The following is a 17401-nucleotide window of genomic DNA, read 5'->3' on the forward strand; positions in this document are numbered from 1 at the left end:
ACGCCAGGAACGTGGCGCCGCCCGTCTTCGCCAGCACCTTGGTGATGGCGGCCGTCAGCGACGTCTTGCCGTGGTCCACGTGTCCGATCGTGCCGATGTTCACGTGGGGCTTGTTACGCTCGAACTTTTCCTTGGCCATGGCCTCTCCTCACGGGGTTGCCGGTCCAAAGCCCGGCACGTCTCGACTCGCGGAAAACAACTGCGAAGGTGCTGCGTCCTGCTCCAAACCTGCCACAACGTCAACTGAAATCGCCCGACCGGTCCACGGCCGGGCCGAAGCCACTCAGCGGTTGAGCGCCGTCTTGGGCGCGGGCGCGTAGTGACTGAACTGCATGGTGTAGGTCGCCCTTCCCTGGCTGCGGCTGCGCAGGTCGGTCGAGTAGCCGAACATGGCCGCCAGGGGCACCTGCGCCTGGATGGCCTGCACACGACCAGGCCGGGGGGTCATCCCCTGCACCTTCCCACGCCGCCCGTTCAGGTCGCCGATGACGTCGCCCATGAAGTCATCAGGCGTGACGATTTCGCAGTTCATGATGGGCTCGAGGAGCACGGGCGTGGCCATGCGCACGGCGTCCTTGAAGGCCAGCGAGCCGGCGATCTTGAACGCAATCTCGCTGGAGTCCACGTCGTGCATGGAGCCGTCGAAGGCCTCCACCTTCACGTCCACCATGGGGTAGCCGGCCACCGGGCCGTTCTGCATGGCCTCGGCGCACCCGGCCTTCACCGCGTCGACGAACTCCTTGGAGACCACGCCGCCGGTGACCTTGTTCTCGAAGGAGAATCCCTTCCCCGGCTCATTGGGGGCCACGCGCAGCCAGATATGGCCGTACTGGCCTCGGCCACCCGTCTGGCGGATGTACTTCCCTTCCATCTCCACCTGCGTGGTGACGGTCTCGCGGTAGGCCACCTGGGGCTTGCCGATGTTCGCGTCGACCTTGAACTCGCGCAGGAGGCGGTCGACGATGATTTCCAGGTGGAGTTCGCCCATGCCTGCGATGAGCGTCTGCCCTGTCTCTTCGTTCGTCCTTACGCGGAAGGACGGGTCCTCCATGGCCAGGCGCTGCAGCGACTGGAGGATCTTGTCCTGGTCCGCCGTCGACTTCGGCTCGATGGCGATGTCGATGACCGGCTCGGGGAAATCCATCCGCTCCAGGATGATGGGCTGCTTGTCGTCGCAGAGCGTGTCGCCCGTGCCGGCCAGCTTCAGGCCCACCACGGCGCAGATATCACCGGCATAGCACTCGGTGATTTCGTCCTTCTTGTCCGCGCGCATCTGCACGAGCCGGCTGATGCGCTCGCGCTTGCCCTTCACCGAGTTCCACACCGCAGTGCCCGCCTCCAGCTTGCCGGAGTACACGCGGAGAAACGTCAGCGTCTGGGACTGGAACGCGGGGTCGTTCATGATCTTGAACGCCAGCGCGCTGAAGGGCGCGTCGTCCCGCGTCTCGCGCACGGCATCCTCGCCGTTGGGCGTCTTGCCGTGGATGGGCGGCACCTCCAGCGGGCTGGGCAGGTAGTCCACCACCGCGTCCAGCAGCGGCTGCACGCCCTTGTGGCGGAAGGCCGAACCGCAGAACACCGGGAACAGCTTCAGGCCCAGGCAGCCCTTGCGGATGGCGCCACGCACTTCGTCCTCGGTCAGCTCCACGCCCTCGAGGAACTTCTCCGTCAGCGCGTCATCCTGCTCGGCCGCGGCCTCCAGCAGCTCGGCGCGGGCAGCATCCGCCGCCTCCTTGAACTCCTCGGGGATGTCCGACTCTTCGTAGTGGCTGCCCTGCTCCGAGTCCTGGAATACCAGGGCCTTCATCTTCAGCAGGTCGATGACGCCGCGGTGCTTGTCCTCCGCGCCCAGCGGCAGCTGCATGCGGACCGCACGCGCGCCCAGCTTCTCGCGGATGGTCCCCACGGACATCTCGAAGTCGGCGCCCACCCGGTCCATCTTGTTGATGAAGCAGATGCGAGGGACCTTGTACTTGTCCGCCTGGCGCCACACCGTCTCCGACTGCGGCTCCACGCCGTTCACCGCGTCGAACACCGTGATGGCGCCGTCCAGCACGCGCAGGCTGCGCTCCACCTCGATGGTGAAGTCCACGTGTCCCGGCGTGTCGATGATGTTGACGCGGTAGCGCTGGTCGTGCCGGGCCCAGAAGGCGGAGATGGCGGCGGACGTGATCGTAATGCCGCGCTCACGCTCCTGGACCATCCAGTCGGTGGTGGTGTTGCCTTCGTGCACCTCGCCCATCCGGTGGATGGCGCCGGTGTAGAAGAGAATGCGCTCCGTGGTCGTCGTCTTGCCGGCATCGATGTGCGCCATGATGCCGATGTTGCGGTAGCGATCGAGGGGGTACTCACGGGCCATGACTCAATACCTCTCCAGGGAGGAAGGGCGGGCCCGAGGCCTCGACACCTGCCGGCCGGACGGATTCAGAGAACCTGCTTCATCTAACAAAACCGCCCGGATGCATCCTCTGCACCCGGGCGGTCACCGCGAAGCCTCTAGGGCCTACCAGCGGTAGTGAGCGAAGGCCTTGTTGGCCTCCGCCATCTTGTGCGTGTCTTCACGCTTCTTCACCGCGTTGCCGCGGTTGTTGGCGGCGTCCATGATCTCACCGGCCAGCTTCTCCTGCATGGTCTTCTCACCACGCGCCTTGGAGTAGGTGATGATCCAACGCATGCCGAGCGCCACGCGGCGGTCCTGACGGACCTCGACAGGCACCTGGTAGGTGGCGCCACCGACGCGGCGGCTCTTGACCTCGAGCACCGGCTTGACGTTGTCGAGGGCCTTCTTGAAGGTCTTGAGGGGGTCTTCCTTCGCGCGCTCCTCAATGAGGGCGAAGGCACCGTAGCAAACGCCTTCCGCGATGGACTTCTTGCCCTTCCGCATCAGGTCGTTGACGAACTTGGTGACGAGCCGGTCCTGGAACTTCGGATCCGGAAGAATCTTGCGCTTGGCGACTACGCGACGGCGAGGCATCTCTTCTCTCTTCCCTTACGCCCCACTCCCATTGGGAGAAATCCACGGGGCTTCAAGCACTGCAGGAGGAACTTCACAAGGACGCTCCCCAGGGTGCGGGGCGATGCGTCCGGACTCTGCGCTACAGAAGGTGATCCGCGTGACGAGCGATCAGCTCGGACGCTTCGCGCCGTACTTGGAGCGGCTCTGCTTGCGACCCGCGACACCCACGGAGTCCAGCGTTCCACGGACGATGTGGTAGCGGACGCCCGGGAGGTCCTTCACACGGCCACCGCGAATCATCACCACCGAGTGCTCCTGGAGGTTGTGACCCACGCCGGGGATGTAGGACGTGACCTCGATCCCGTTCGTCAGACGAACACGGGCCACCTTGCGGAGGGCCGAGTTCGGCTTCTTCGGGGTCGTGGTGTACACGCGCGTGCAGACGCCACGCTTCTGAGGGGACTCCTTGAGCGCGGGGCTCTTGCCCTTGACGACGAGCTTCTCGCGGCCCTTGCGGACCAGCTGGCTAATGGTCGGCACTGATACCTCTTCTTCGGGTTCGTCGCCGCCAGAGACACCAGGCGGCGCATATCTACCTACAAGACAACGGTAAAGGCGCGCGAGTATAGGAAGGGGCCTATCCGTGTCAAGCACGGCCTGTCCCTTGCCTACAACCGGCCAGGGTCCCAGGTCCCATTCCCCGCCTCGGCGCTTCCGCGCACGGCTGGTCTACAACGGGGCGGTCCTCTACTCCGCGTGCGGTTAGAAGTCGAGGACCATCACGACGGCGTCCTCCCCCTCGTCGACGTAGTAGTTCGGCCGGATGCCGACGGGGCGGAAGCCAAAGGCCCGGTAGAGCTGGAGCGCGGCCTCGTTGCTCTTGCGTACCTCCAGGGTGGCCAGCGTGCAGCGCTTGGCCCTCCCCCGCGCCAGGACCTCGTCCATGACGGCGCGCGCCACGCCCCGGCGCCGGTGCTTGGGCGCGGTGGCCACGTTCAGCACGTGCACCTCGTCATGGACGATCCAGAAGATGGCCAGGCCCAGCAGCTCCGGCCCGTCCGCCTCCCGCTCCTCCTCCACGAGGAGGATGGTGGACCATTCGTGCTGAAGCTCGCGCTTGAGCAGGTCCTGGGACCAGGGGTTCTTGAACGAGGCCTGCTCCAGCAGCATGACCGCGGACAGGTCCTCCGCCGCCATCTGCCGGATGGTGTAGCCGTGCCGGGCCTCGGGCGCCGACTCCTCGCGCATCCGCCTCATCGACTTGCCTCCCGGGCAAAGGGCGCCACGCGGCGCACCTGCGCCGAGGCCCGCACCTGCGCCAGCTCTTCCGCCGCCAGCGCCCCATACCGCCCCCGAACCAGCTTCTCCCGGATGGCGGCGCGCGCCGCCTCGTAGCCTTCCGGATATTCGTCCGCGTTCTGCTCGAAGTGGCGGCGGACCTCGGTCTCACCCACCTGCGCCCGCAGCCGGATGCGGCTGTCCAGGATGCGCTCGGCCCGAAGCCCCCGCGCCAGCACCCGCTCCAGCCCCTGCACGTCCACGTCATGGCGGGACAGGAACCGCTTCAACGCCGCCTCCCCTCCTAGCACCGCCTGGAATGCGTCCACCCGCGCCTGGACCTCCGCGGGCTCGGCAGGGAATGCCTGCAGACGGTCCGCATTCAGAACCTGGACCCGCTGGTTGATGATGAGCTCCAGGGCCCCCCGGAGCGTGTCCTCGTCGAGCGGGAGCTCCAGGGCCTGCACGCCGCCTCGCTGGAGGAGCGCGACCCGAGCCTCGAAGCGCAGCTCGCTCAGGGTGAGCACCTGGCCCTCAATGATCGCCACCACCTGGTCCGCGACCCGGCCCTCCACGGTGGCCGGCGGAGTCGCCGCAGCCCCCACGGCTGGCGCCAGCGAGAGCCAGCCCGCAAGCCACAGGGTATCCGCACCGAGCCATCGAGGCGGTGACATGGGCTCCCTCATCCTCCGGCGACGTTATACATCTCGCACGGTCCGGACAGTCCTTGCTGGCGCGTGCCTACCGGCTGGTTACGTTGAATCGGGTACACCACGGCGGGAACAAATGGCGGACGACTACTATCAGACCCTCGGCGTCGATCGGTCGGCTTCAGCGGAGGACGTCAAGAAGGCGTACCGCAAGCTGGCGCGCAAGTACCACCCGGACGTCAACCCGGGCAACAAGGCCGCCGAGGAGAAGTTCAAGCAGGTGAGCGCGGCGTTCGAGGTGCTGTCAGACACCCGGAAGCGCAAGCTCTACGACGAGTTCGGCCCGGACGCCGAGAAGATTGGCTTCGACGAAAAGAAGGCGGAGGCCTATCGGGCCTACAAAGCCTCGGCCGGGAGCGCCGGTGCCGGGGGCATTCCCTATGGCGCCGAGGGCTTCGACCTGGGTGACCTCTTCGGCGACCTGTTCGGAGGCCGTGGCGGTGGCGCGGCGGGCGGCGCCCCGGGGGGCTTCGACATTGGCGAGATGTTTGGGCGTCGGGGTCGCAACGCCGGGCCTGAGCGTGGAGAGGACCTGACGGTCCGCGTCCAGCTCACCCTGGCTGAAGCCGTCTCCGGAACCGAGCGCCCCCTGGCCTTCAACCGTCCGGGCCGGTGCTCCACGTGCAGTGGCCGAGGCACATCAGGACCGGTGTCCACCTGCAACGTTTGCAACGGTACGGGCCGAGCCCGGCGTTCCGGGAGCCTGTTCGGTGGCGCGGGCGCGTGCCCCAACTGCCACGGCACGGGCAAGGCCGCGCCACCCTGCCCCCAGTGCGGGGGCGCGGGTGTGAAGGAGGAGCTGGCCCGGCTGACGGTGAAGATTCCCGCGGGCGTGCACACCGGCTCAAAGGTGCGGCTCTCCGGCCAGGGCGCGGCGGGGACACGCGGCGGCCCCCCAGGAGACCTCTATATCGAGACCGAGGTGGCCGAACATCCCCTCGTGCGTCGCGAAGGCGACGACCTGCACCTCGATCTGCCCGTGACGGTCTCCGAGGCCCTGCTGGGCGCCGACGTGCGCGTCCCCACGTTCCAGGGGGAAGTCACCGTGAAGGTGCTCCCCCACTCCCAATCCGGCCGCCGCATGCGGCTGAAGGGGCGCGGCGTTCCCTCGCTCAAGGGCGGAGCACAGGGCGACCTGTACCTCCACCTCCAGGTGAAGGTCCCCGAGGAAACAACCGCCGAGGCTCGGGCCGCCGCCGAGGCGCTCGCCCGGGCCTACCAGGGCGACGTCCGCCGCGAGCTGACGCTCTAGCCTCTTGCCTCTTGTCCTGGGCGTCGCACCGTCATAGACGGACTGCGCCCCACCTTCTCACGCCGCCGAACCATACGGAGCACACGCGCACATGGGCCTCTTAGACATCTTCACGGGCGGCTCGGGCCCCGAGAAAGCCCTCAAGCTCAAGCCCAAGGTCACCCAGAAGTACGGCGACCCCGCGACCCGGCAGAAGGCCATCCAGCAGTTGGGGGAGATGAAGGTCCCCGAGGCCGTGTCCGTGCTGCTCAGCCGCTTCACCCTCACCGTGGACCCGCTCACTACGGACGCGGATGAGAAGGAGCACACGTTCGAGCTGGTGAAGAGCTTCGGCAAGGACGTCGCCGTGCCGCCCATCCTGGAGTTCCTGCGCACCAGCGAGCAGGCCGCCTCGTGGGCCCTGCGGCTGCTCGGTGAGCTGACCTCCGAGGAGGAGACCATCACCGCCTGCGTGAGCGCGCTCCAGCACCTGTCCGCCCACTACACGCGCAATCCGGAGAAGAAGGTGGTGTTGCTGCACCACGTGGCCGGCAGCCAGGACCCCCGCATCCCCCCCACGGTGGTGCCCTTCCTGGAGGACATGTCGGACGACGTGAAGATCGCCGCGCTCAAGGCGCTGGGCGTCTTCAAGTACGAGCCGGCGCGCGAGCCCATGCTGAAGCTGCTCACCGCCGACGAGACGGCTCGCCGGGTGCAGACGTCCGTACTCAGCGCGCTGGCGGAAGGTGGCTTCTCCGTGGAGGGCTACCGGGAGAAGGTGGAGCCGCTGCTGGTGGAGCCCTACGCCCTGGGCAACGACCAGCGCATCCAGCGCCGGGCCTGAGCCCGGCTGTCGGCCAGCCGACACGGACACTGTCCTCCGGAAGGCCTCGGAAGGCAGAGGCCGTTCACAGGCGCGCGGAACTTGAGCAAGGATTCACCCCGTGCGCTCAAAGAAGAAGGGGACGCTGGCGGAAGTCGTACCGCTGCGTCCGGTTGCGAAGGCGGCCAAGAAGACTCCGAAGCGGCCCGCGAAGCCGCTCCCCTCGGTGGAAGCGGATGTTGCTCACCGCGCCCTGCTGGAGATGTCGCGGCACCTGACGGACAACGCGGGGCCCACCGAAGCGCTCCGCGCCCACCTGCAGACCATCCACACACTCCTCAAGCCGAAGGTCTGCTACGTGGCGCGCTACTTCCCATCCCGGGAGCAGCTCCACGTCGAGCACGTGCGAGGCCGTTACGACGACCGCGTCACCGCCGCCGTCCCCGGTGAGGGCGTGGTGGGCCGGGCCTTCTCCCAGAAGGCGCTGCTGCGTGATGGGGACACAGTCGCCGTGCCACTCGAGGGCCCGCAAGGCGTCGGTGGCGTCCTGGTGGTGCTGGGCTCCCGGCGCGAGCCGTCCGACACGCTGTTGCAGTCACTGGCGGCGCAGCTCACCGCCGCCTACGAGGTGGCGCGCCTGCGTGACGACAGCGCCCGCCGCAACAAGGACCTGCAGACGGCCATCGCTGGCCTCAAGAGCCTGGAGCAGAACCGCGAGGAGCTGCTGGGCAACGTCTCGCACGACCTGAAGAACCCGCTCACCACCATCAAGTCCTACCTGGCGATGATGGGCCGCGAGAAGCTGGGGCCCCTCACGGATGCCCAGCGCCGCGCGGTGCAGATCTGCGACCGGAACTCGGACCGGATGCTGCGCATGGTGAACGATTTGCTGCTCATGTCCCGGCTCCAGTCCGGGAAGATGCAGCTCAATCAGCGTCCCTTCGGCCTCAAGGCCGTGGCGGAGGAAGTGGTGCGCTCACTGGGGGCGCTCGCGGAGCACTGCAAGGTACGCGTGGTGATTCCCCCCTGCCCCGAGGTGTTCGTCCGCGGCGACCGCGAGCGCATCGCCGAGGCCATCCACAACCTCGTGGAGAACGGCATCCACCACAGCGAGGCGGACGACACCGTCGAGGTGCGCGTCTCCGCCGAGGACGGCCTGGCGATGCTGACCGTGAAGGACAGCGGCCCGGGCATGTCCAGCGAGGCCCTGGAGCACGTCTTCGACGCCTTCTACCGCGCCACCCCGGGCATGCCCCGGCCGCCTGGTGCGGGGCTCGGGTTGCCGCTGGTAGGGAAGATTGTCGCCCTCCATGGCGGACGAATGGAGAGCGCCAGCGTCCTGGGCGAGGGCAGCACGTTCCAGATGGTGCTCCCCATGTTCGCCGGCGCCGTCAGCGCGCCGGAGATGGCCCAGGCGGCGCCCAAGAGCGGCGGCATCCTGCTGGTGGAGGACGACGCCGACTGCCGGGAGGTGCTGCAGCAGGTGCTGGAGCAGGAGGGCTACCGGGTGATGGCCACCTCGGGCGCATCCGAGGCACGGTCCATTCTCTCTCACATCCGGCCAGCCATGGTCCTGCTCGACCTGCGGCTGAGCGAGGAGGATGGGCAATCGGTGCTCCGCTACATCCGTGGCAACGAGTCGCTGGCGGACATCGTCGTGTACATCATCTCCGGAGCCACCGAGGTGGCGTCACTCACCTCGGGCCAGGGGCTGGAGCGCATCGACGGCTTCTTCGAAAAGCCCCTCAACCTGCCCAAGCTGCTGGACACCGTCTCTGCGGTGGTCCGGCCCAGCCGGCGAGCCCCCGCCGTGCCGTGACTGGGGGATTCGCCGCGGGCGCGAACAAGAGGTGGCCGGAAGCCACCTCGGTTTGTCTAGTATCCCCGCAGCCCCATGAGCACATCCGTCTACTCCCGTTACCGCGCCGCCTTCGCCCAGGCTCTTGCCAATGCCCTGGGCGTGCCGGCCGCCGACATCGAAGCCCAGGTCAAGCCCGCCGAGCCGGCGCACGGCGACCTCAGCTTCGCCACCTTCCCTCTCGCCAAGGCCCAGAAGAAGGCCCCACCCGCCATCGCCGCCGGGCTGGCGCAGTCGCTCAGCGTCCCCGGGCTGGAAATCAAGGCCGTGGGGCCGTACGTCAACGCGCGCTTCCCCACCCTGCCCTTCACGGCGGAGGTCATCGACGCCGCGCGAAGCGCGGGCATCCGCTACGGCGGTGACGAGGACGCGGGCCGCGGCAAGACGGTGGCCATCGACTACTCGTCGCCGAACATCGCCAAGCCCATTGGCTTCCACCACATTCGCACGACGTTCCTCGGCCACTGCATCGCCAACATCTACCGGGCGCTGGGCTGGCGGGTGGAAGGCATCAACTACCTGGGCGACTGGGGCAAACAGTTCGGCCTGGTGGCCGTGGGCTTCCAGGAGTACGGCGACCCGGCCCGCATCGACGACATGGGCCACCTGGTGGAGGTGTACGTCAAGGCCAACAAGCGCGCCGAGGCCGAGCCCGAGTTCGACGAGAAGGCCCGCGCCTTCTTCCGCCGCATGGAGGCCGGTGACGCCGAGGCCCTCAAGCTCTGGAACCAGTTCCGGGACACCAGCATCAAGGGCTTCAAGAAGATCTACGCGCGGATGGGCATCGAGTTCGAGCACATCGAGGGAGAGAGCCGCTACCAGGGAAAGATGGACGCGGTCATCGACCAGATTGCGAAGAAGCCCGGCGTGAAGGAGTCGCAGGGCGCGCTCATCGTCGACCTGACCTACGCGGAGAACGAGCCACCCATCCTGCTGAAGAAAAACGACGGCAGCACGCTGTACGCCACGCGTGACCTGGCCGCCGCGCAAGACAGGTACGAGCGCTTCCAGTTCGACAAGTCGCTCTACGTCGTCGCGCAGGACCAGGCGTTGCACTTCCGGCAGGTGTTCCGCGCGCTGAAGGAGATGGACCTGCCCTGGGCGGACCGCACCGTCCACGTCGCGTTCGGCCGCATCCACGGCATGAGCACGCGCAAGGGCCAGGTGGTTCAGCTCAACGACGTGCTGGACGAGGCGCGCGAGCGCGTCTCCGTCAAGGTGCGGGAGAACGTGGAGGCCGGCCGCATCCAGACGGATGACGCGGACGCCCTCTCCGAGCAGATCGCCCTGGGCGCCATTGCCTTCGGCGACCTCAAGCACAAGCGTGCCAGCGACTACACCTTCGACTGGGACGAGGTGCTCAGCTTCGAGGGCCACACCGGCCCCTATCTCCAGTACGCCCACGCGCGCGCCGTCAACGTGCTGCGCAAGGGCGGTGGCGCGCCGGCCAGCTACGACGCGGCCCTGCTGACGCTCCCCGAGGAGCAGGCCCTGCTGCGCGAAATCATGCGCCTGCCCGAGGTGGTTCGCGACGCGGCGGAGCAGTATGAGCCCAGCCTCGTGGCGAGACTGCTGCTCGACGTGGCCTCGGCGCTCAGCCGCTACTACACGCTGGGCAATCAGGAGCGCGACAAGCGCATCAACGTCGAAGGCAATGACGCGCTGCGTTCCGCGCGACTCGCCCTCATCGACGCCGCCCGGGTTACTCTGGCCGCGGGACTGACGCTGCTGGGCATTCCCACGCCCGACAACATGTAGCCGGGAGCATTCTTGGAGACCGCGCTGTCACCGACTGCGAATCAGGGAGCGTCCTCGCTGAAGGACGAATTCGGCCCCATGGGCCGGGCGCTGGGAACGCGCTACCTGGAGAGCGTGCACTTCCCGCCGGAAGCAGAAACAGAGCTCCGGAACCTGCACGCCAAGGGCTTCGTGGTGCACGTCATGCGCACCACCGCCTGGGTGAACTTCCTCTACCTGACGTGGGCCATGGTGCGCCGGGCGCTGCCGCCCGTGCGCGCCGTGGTGAACCTGCGGCCATGGTTCACCCGACCCTGGCGACAGGCGAAACAGAGCGGTGACTTCACGCAGCGCTTCGAGCACGCCCGGCAGACGGGGGGCAGCGGTCTGGTCTTCCTGCGCCGCACCGCCCTGCTCCGTCCGTCTGGGAAAGAGACGCGCGAGGACCCCTTCCCCGCCCTGGTGGCCATGGCCCGCCAGTCCGACAAGCCCGTGTACCTGGTGCCGGAGTTGTTCGTCTGGGAGAAGCGCCCCGCGCGCCTGAAGCCCAACTGGGTGGACGTGGTGTTCGGCAGCCCCGAGGCACCGGGATTCCTGCACTCGATGCTGGCCTTCTTCCGCAACTACAAGCGCGCGCAGTTCCGCGTGGGCGAGCCCATCGACCTGCAGCGCTTCGTCGCGGAGAACCCTCGCGACTCGGACGAACTGCTCGCTCGCAAGGCGCGTAGCAGTCTCCACGTCCACCTCGCGCGCGAAACGCGGGCCGTGTTCGGTCCGCCGGTGAAGCCCGCCTCGCGCGTCATCGAGGAGACGCTGCGCGACAGGTCCCTGCGCAAGGTGGTGGAGGAGTGCGCGGCGGAATCCGGGCGCAAGCCGGAGAGCGTCCTGCGCGAGGCTCGCCGCAACCTGGAGGCCATTGCCGCCAAACCCAGCCCCACCGCGCTGGCGTTCACCTCCCCCGTGCTGGAGTGGGTGTTCAACCGCATCTACGACGGCATGCACGTGGACGAGGCCGGCCTCCACCGCGCGCTCAAGGCCGCGAGCCACGCGCCCATCGTCCTGTGCCCCAGCCACAAGAGCCACGTCGACTACCTGGTAATGAGCTGGGTGCTATGGAACCGGGGCTACGCGGTGCCCCTGGTGGCCGCGGGCGCCAACCTCTCCTTCTGGCCCCTGGGCACGTTCTTCCGCCGCTGTGGCGCGTTCTTCCTCCGGCGCTCCTTCAAGGGCGACAAGGTCTACGCCGCGTCCTTCAAGGCCTACGTGCGCAAGCTGGTGCACGACGGCATCCACCAGGAGTTCTTCCCGGAAGGCGGCCGTTCGCGCACGGGCAAGCTGTTGTTGCCCAAGCTGGGCATGTTCACCTGGCAGGTGGAGTCCGTGCTGGAGGGCGCGCGCGATGACCTCATCTTCGTGCCGGTGGCCATCGACTACGAGAAGGTCGTCGAGTCCAGCAGCTACTCGAAGGAGCTGGCTGGCGGAGAGAAGAAGCCCGAGGACCTCAAGGCGCTCTTGAGCACGCCCAAGGTGCTGGCGGCGCGGTACGGCCGCATCCACCTGGGCTTCGATGAGCCCATCTCCCTGCGCGCGTTCATGCAGGCACGTGGCATCAACCCGGACGAACCGGTGTCGGACGAACAGAAGAAGGGGCTCGTCCGCGCGCTGGGCAACCGGGTGATGTACGGCATCAGCAAGGTGTCCACGGTGACGCCGCACGCGCTGGTCAGCACCGCCCTGCTCTCGCACCGGCGCCGCGGCTTGACGCAGCGGGAGATGGCAGACCGCATCAACATCCTGCGCCGCATCGCCGTGGAGGAGGGCTCGCCTCAGTCGGTGGAGATGCGCAACGCCCCCAGCAACCCGGAGACGATGGGCCCCATCCAGGACGCCATGCGCACGTTCATCTCCGACGAGATGGTGCGCACCCAGGAAGCGCGTGGCGAGGTCATCTACCAGGTCGAGGAGGCACGCCGCCCGGAGCTGTCCTTCTACAAGAACACGCTGATGAACCTGGTGGCCTCCCGGAGCCTCGTGGCCAACGCCATGCTTGCCAGCGGCAGCCCGGCGCCCTACGACACCGTGAAGGAGCGCGCGCTGTTCCTGTCCCGCCTCTTCAAGGTGGAATTCATCTACCGGGTGGGCACCACGTTCGACTCTATCTTCGCGGAGACGGTGGAGCGGCTGGAGCGCATGGGCCTGGTGCTTGAGGAGAACGAGACGCTCCGCGTGGCCCCCGAGGCCCACGCGCGTCCGGACCTGGAGTTCCTGGCCGACATGCTGCGCGACTACCTGGAGGCCTACCTGCTGGCGGCCCTGACGCTCCAGGATGTGGCCACCGGCGCCGCGGAGGACCGGAAGTCCTTCGTGAAGATGGCCCTGGAAACGGGCCGCGCGGAGTACCACGCCGGCCGCATCACCGCCTCCGAGTCCCTGGCCAAGGTGACGCTGGAGAACGCGGTGGCGTTCCTCCTGGACCAGAAGCTGCTCATCGAGGCCGACAAGAAGCTGACGCTGGGCCCCGCCGCCACCGAGCAGCAGGCCCGCACACAGCTCGTGGACGACATCCGTGGGTACCTGAAGCGCGGCTGAGCAGCCCTCCCTGGCCCCGTCCGCGCCCGCCACCGCGCTGTTCGAGCCAGGATGAAGGGCGTCAAGGTTCGAGCACGAGAGGAATAGGAGAAAGCCCGTTGGAAGACGCCCCCCCCAGCGATGTTGCGCCCCCTCCACCAGGGCCGCCCTCTGGCACCCGCTTGAGCACAAGCCCCAAATGGCTCGCGGTGGTGAGCGCCGCGTTTGCACTCGGCGCGTTCATCCTCGTGGGCGGCACCGTCCAGCTCGCGAACCCAGCCTTCGGCATCTGGTTCACCGAGCTGGTCGTGTTCCTGGGCCTGGGCTGGGTGATGCTGCGCAACGCGGGCTGGCGCCCTGTCCTCTACACGGGGCTGCTGCCAGCGCCGCGAGCGGCCACTGTCTTCGGATTCCTCCTGGGCGTGGCGAACTTCTTCGCGTTGGTGGTCCCCATCCAGTTCCTGGCCCAGTCGGTGGCGCCAGAGTGGCTGACGCGGATGTTCGACAGCTCGAAGCTGTTCGCGGATCAGACGCCGCTGGAGCTGGCCATCATCCTCACGGGTGTGTCGGTGGCCGCGCCCTTCTGCGAGGAGTTCTTCTTCCGCGGCATCTTCCAGCGAGGCCTCACCCCACCGGCACCCGCGCCCACCACCGCGCCCCTGGTCATCTCCGCCGTGGTGTTCAGCGCCTTCCACCTGGACCCGGTGGGCTTCCTGGCTCGCACGGAACTGGGCCTGCTCTTCGGTTGGCTCTACCTGCGCACCGGCTCGCTGTGGCCCGCCATTGGCGCCCACGCGGCCAACAACCTGGTGTCCTCGGTGCTCTTCCTGTCCGCCAAGGCACTGGGCACGGATGCCTCCGAAGCGACGTCTGAAGCGACAGACCCCCGCTTGGTGCTCGTGCTCGCCGCGGCGGGCTGGGCGGGCATGAGCGCCCTGCTCGCCTACGCGCGACGGCAGCCTGGCGTCTGGGGTCCCGGCGCACGCGCCAGCGACGAGGAGGCCCAGGAGCCCGGCCCCACGCCTTCCCTGGTGCGACTGATGCTTCCCTGGGTGGTGGGGGCCACGGTGTCTCTGGGCCTGCTGGTGGCCGTGGACTCGCGGGGGTTGGCCCTCAACTTCTACGACGCGCAGCACCCGCTGCCGACGCTGGAGTCCCCCCAGGCCCCCGCGCTGCACGCGGAGCGTAAGGCGTTGAGCGCGCTCCGCGCCTCGGCGCGCCGAGGGGAGCTGCCCATGGAGGCCTACTACGAGGAGCGGGAGCGGCAGATTCGCGCGCACCGCATCCAAACCGGGCCAGGGCTGAAGCCCTGACCCGCGCAGTGCCGCTTCAGACGAAGCGGTACGTGCTGACGTGGAAGATGGGACCCACCATGGCGCTGGTGAGTGTGTCCCCGTCCACGCGGCCTTCGGCTTCGATGCGCTGACCGTCCTTCTTCAGCTTCCGGTCCCCGCCAGCGAGCTGGTACGTGGTGCCGTCGTCTCCCTCCAGCACCCAGACCCCCGTTTCGATGTCACGGAACACGACGCGGCCAGTGAGCTTCATGCGTCCTCCTTCTGGAGCATCGCGCGGGCGATGACGAGGCAGATGACGGTGTTGAAGCCCAGCCAGGGCTTGGCAAGGAACGCGAAGGGCAGCCACGCCAGCGCCGGCGCTCCGGCCCAGGCCGTGTAGGCCAGGAAGCCCGCGAAGCCGAGCGCCAGGCCCCCCATGGCCGACCGCAGCCCCCGCCACTTGATGGCCGGCAGCGACAGGAGCAGCGGGATGAGCGCGCTGTAGAACAGCGGGTTCACCGTCCGGCCCCGGCCGAAGATGATGCGCTCCCAATCCGGCAGGGGCAGCGACGCCACCTGCACCACGTCTCCTGCGGCCCCCTCAGCGCCCCCGAACCAGCCGCGCAGGAAGAAGGCCCCCACCGTCGAGAGCAGCAGCGGGATGAGGAAGGCGGGCCGCACCAGCACGTTGAGGTAGCCCGGCCGCGCACGGCCTCGCAGCGTCAGCAGCACGAACGCCAGCAGCGCCAGCGCCCAGTACAGCGGCGGCCACTGTGCCAAGCCGCCGCCGCGCAGCGACGCGAGCGACGCCTCGGCGTTGAGCAGGCCGTGGCCGTACTGCTCGCTCCACGCCTGGTCCGCGGACTTCTTCGCGCCCGCGTAGAGGGCCTGCTCCACCTCGTCCGGTCCCTTGGCGCCGGCCGCGTAGAGCATCGCCGCCACCGCCGCGACGTGCGGCGTGGCCATGCTGGTGCCCTGGTAGGACGCGTAGACGAAGCGCGAGACGTCCCGCGGGTCGAGGGTGTTCTGGAGGATGCCCCCCTGGTCGCCCCGGCGCTTGTCACCACCCGGCGCGGCGATGTCCAACTCCTTGCCGTAGGAGGAATAGGGCGCCAGCACACCGTCCGGCCCCACGGCCGACACCGCCACCGCGCCCGGGTAGGCCGCGGGGAATTCCACCGTCGCCCGCCCGCCGTTGCCGGCCGCGGCCACCACGGTGACGCCCTTCTTGCGCGCGTACTCGACCGCGCTGGCCATCACCTGCGAGTACGCCCCGCCGCCCAGGGACAGGTTGATGACGTTCGCACCCTTGTCCGCCGCGAAGCGGATGGCGTCCGCGATGTCCGCCGTGTTCCCGCCACCGAAGTGGTTGAGCACCTTGACGGGCATCAGCGTCGCCTCGAAGGCCACTCCCGCCACGCCTTCGCCATTGTTGGTGGCCTGGGCGATGGTGCCCGCCACGTGCGTGCCGTGCCCGTGGTCGTCGTTGGCGTGCTCGTCGTCGTTGACGAAGTCGAAGCCCTTCACGAACTTCACGCCCTTGAGGTCCGGCGCCTGCTTGAAGTCGCCGTGGTCCTCGTACGCGATGCCAGTGTCCAGCACCGCCACCACCACGCCCTTGCCCCGGTTGCGCTCCCAGGCCTTGGGCATGTCGATCATCCGCAGGTTCCACTGCTGCGCGAAATGCGGGTCGTTCGGCGTGAAACTGGCGCGGACCTCCATCAACGGCTCGGCGGCTTCCACGGCGGGGTGCTGGCGGATGCGCTCGAGCACCCCGTCCACGTCGTCCACGCCCACCGCCACCGTGAGGGCCTCGTCGGCGCTCTCCACGGAGTTGAGTTCCAGGTCGACGCCCCAGTCGGCCTCCCAGGCGTCGAACTCCGCCTTCGTCGTGCCGTCCTTGAAGTCCACGACGATGGCGCCCGCCACCACGTCCCGCGCATCGAGCGCCCGCAGATTCGCAGGGGGAGGCGTGTCCTGCTCACGAGAAGCGGACGCACAGGCGGCCGACAGCGTCAGGGCCAGCGCCGCGCCCCCCAGGGTCCATCGCACCTTCCGCATCAGGCCACTCCTTGAGAAACGAAACACGCGTCTGGAAGACCCCTACGAACGAACGTCACAACGATTGGGTCTGCACCGACAGTCTGGATGTCCCCTCTCCCTGCGTGCAAGGGCGGCAAGGAGGAGAAACGTGAAGAAGTACGATGGTTTGCGATACAACGGTCATCCGCCGGAGAGCCGCCGCAGCCAGGCCGCGACAGCTCGGCCGACCTGAGGAAGGTTCCGCTGGAAGGTAGGTCCGGCATCGTCGATGACCTCCAAGTCGCCTCCCGTCCGAGCGATAGCGGCGGAGACGGCGGCCCGCGGCAGCCGGGTGTCCTCCTCCCCCTGTACCACCAGGAGCGGGCACGTCACCCGGGACAGGACTTCCGGCGCCACCAGGGCCGGGGCCACCAGACACAGGCCTCCCACGGCGGGGTGTTTCGCCTGGAGCGCCAGGGCCACCTGGGCGCCCCCGTGGAGTGACGCCACCGCCAGTGCGTTGGCCCCCGCGTTCTCCAGCAGCATCTGCATGGCGGCCTCCGCGTCCGCCAGCAGCTCCAAGTCCCGCCCCCGCTTGCCCTGGCTGGCCCCCACGCCCCGGTGATTGAACCGCAGCGTCGGAAAGCCCGCGTTCGCCGCCGCCCAGACGAGCTCCGCCGCGATGACGTGGTCCATGCCGCCCCCTTCGTCCGGCCGGGGCGGAATCACGAGCAGCGGCGGCGCTCGGCTTCCCCGGTGCGTGGTGCCCTCCATGACCTCCGACCCCACCGGCACCAGCGTCGCGCGTTCGAGGAACTGACCTTTCTGAACCATGCCTCACCATAAACCCCTACACCCTCGCGCGGCCGCCCACACGCGCCGTCCGACACGAACCCACACACGATTTCACGTCGAATCTTCTCCGACAGGAAACTTCCTGGTGG

Annotated in this window: 15 protein-coding genes; 6 read left to right on the forward strand and 9 right to left on the reverse strand. The window is 68.3% G+C overall.

All coding sequences use genetic code 11. From position 1 onward, the window contains the following. From FMQ63_RS32190 to FMQ63_RS32215, 6 genes are all read right to left on the reverse strand, one after another. Window positions 1–139 (reverse strand): GTP-binding protein (locus tag FMQ63_RS32190; RefSeq protein WP_228556459.1); only part of this gene is annotated, 139 nt, incomplete at its 3' end. A 144-nt stretch (window positions 140–283) separates the two neighbouring features. After that, the gene (gene fusA / locus FMQ63_RS32195) at window positions 284–2359 is read right to left on the reverse strand and encodes an elongation factor G (protein WP_011553341.1); all 2076 of its coding nucleotides are present in this window, start codon (window positions 2357–2359) and stop codon (window positions 284–286) included. A 144-nt stretch (window positions 2360–2503) separates the two neighbouring features. After that, the gene (rpsG, locus tag FMQ63_RS32200; protein WP_011553340.1) at window positions 2504–2974 is read right to left on the reverse strand and encodes a 30S ribosomal protein S7; all 471 of its coding nucleotides are present in this window, start codon (window positions 2972–2974) and stop codon (window positions 2504–2506) included. A gap of 150 nt (window positions 2975–3124) precedes the next feature. Further along, window positions 3125–3496 carry a 30S ribosomal protein S12 gene (rpsL, locus tag FMQ63_RS32205; protein ID WP_002637381.1) on the reverse strand — a complete coding sequence of 124 codons (372 nt, stop codon included), beginning with the start codon at window positions 3494–3496 and terminating at the stop codon, window positions 3125–3127. A gap of 222 nt (window positions 3497–3718) precedes the next feature. Further along, on the reverse strand, window positions 3719–4213 hold the full coding sequence (gene rimI / locus FMQ63_RS32210) for a ribosomal protein S18-alanine N-acetyltransferase (protein WP_011553339.1): 495 nt from the start codon (window positions 4211–4213) through the stop codon (window positions 3719–3721). Then, a complete protein-coding gene (locus tag FMQ63_RS32215; RefSeq protein ID WP_225909244.1) occupies window positions 4210–4908 on the reverse strand; it encodes a hypothetical protein in 699 nt (232 codons plus the stop codon). The genes rimI and FMQ63_RS32215 overlap by 4 nt, the downstream gene beginning before the upstream one ends. Window positions 4909–5020: 112 nt before the next feature. Between FMQ63_RS32215 and FMQ63_RS32220 the strand changes: the two genes are divergently transcribed. The 6 genes from FMQ63_RS32220 to FMQ63_RS32245 all read left to right on the forward strand — a co-directional run bounded on the left by FMQ63_RS32220 (window position 5021) and on the right by FMQ63_RS32245 (window position 14474). Then, window positions 5021–6196 carry a DnaJ C-terminal domain-containing protein gene (locus tag FMQ63_RS32220; protein ID WP_011553337.1) on the forward strand — a complete coding sequence of 392 codons (1176 nt, stop codon included), beginning with the start codon at window positions 5021–5023 and terminating at the stop codon, window positions 6194–6196. A gap of 91 nt (window positions 6197–6287) precedes the next feature. Next, complete coding sequence (locus FMQ63_RS32225; protein ID WP_011553336.1) at window positions 6288–7019, forward strand: HEAT repeat domain-containing protein; 732 nt, start codon at window positions 6288–6290, stop codon at window positions 7017–7019. A 100-nt stretch (window positions 7020–7119) separates the two neighbouring features. Next, complete coding sequence (locus FMQ63_RS32230; RefSeq protein WP_020478986.1) at window positions 7120–8817, forward strand: hybrid sensor histidine kinase/response regulator; 1698 nt, start codon at window positions 7120–7122, stop codon at window positions 8815–8817. 75 nt (window positions 8818–8892) lie between these two features. Continuing rightward, window positions 8893–10614: an arginine--tRNA ligase gene (gene argS, locus FMQ63_RS32235; RefSeq protein ID WP_011553334.1), complete on the forward strand. Its 1722-nt coding sequence runs from the start codon at window positions 8893–8895 to the stop codon at window positions 10612–10614. A 12-nt stretch (window positions 10615–10626) separates the two neighbouring features. Then, the gene (locus FMQ63_RS32240; RefSeq protein WP_011553333.1) at window positions 10627–13182 is read left to right on the forward strand and encodes a 1-acyl-sn-glycerol-3-phosphate acyltransferase; all 2556 of its coding nucleotides are present in this window, start codon (window positions 10627–10629) and stop codon (window positions 13180–13182) included. Window positions 13183–13280: 98 nt separating this feature from the next. Further along, window positions 13281–14474, forward strand: coding sequence for a type II CAAX endopeptidase family protein (locus tag FMQ63_RS32245; protein ID WP_216609410.1), 1194 nt, complete (start codon window positions 13281–13283; stop codon window positions 14472–14474). A gap of 16 nt (window positions 14475–14490) precedes the next feature. Here FMQ63_RS32245 and FMQ63_RS32250 read toward each other — a convergent pair whose 3' ends face one another. The 3 genes from FMQ63_RS32250 to FMQ63_RS32260 form a co-directional block, all read right to left on the reverse strand. Then, the gene (locus FMQ63_RS32250) at window positions 14491–14706 is read right to left on the reverse strand and encodes a DUF5818 domain-containing protein (RefSeq protein ID WP_011553331.1); all 216 of its coding nucleotides are present in this window, start codon (window positions 14704–14706) and stop codon (window positions 14491–14493) included. After that, complete coding sequence (locus FMQ63_RS32255) at window positions 14703–16496, reverse strand: S8 family serine peptidase (protein ID WP_011553330.1); 1794 nt, start codon at window positions 16494–16496, stop codon at window positions 14703–14705. Before FMQ63_RS32255 ends, FMQ63_RS32250 begins: the two co-directional genes overlap by 4 nt. Window positions 16497–16658: 162 nt before the next feature. Next, window positions 16659–17291: an alpha/beta hydrolase gene (locus FMQ63_RS32260; RefSeq protein ID WP_011553329.1), complete on the reverse strand. Its 633-nt coding sequence runs from the start codon at window positions 17289–17291 to the stop codon at window positions 16659–16661. Between the last annotated feature and the right edge of the window lie 110 nt (window positions 17292–17401).

This window comes from Myxococcus sp. CA005 (assembly GCF_006518205.1).
In the GTDB taxonomy this organism is placed as follows: Bacteria; Myxococcota; Myxococcia; order Myxococcales; family Myxococcaceae; genus Myxococcus; species Myxococcus xanthus.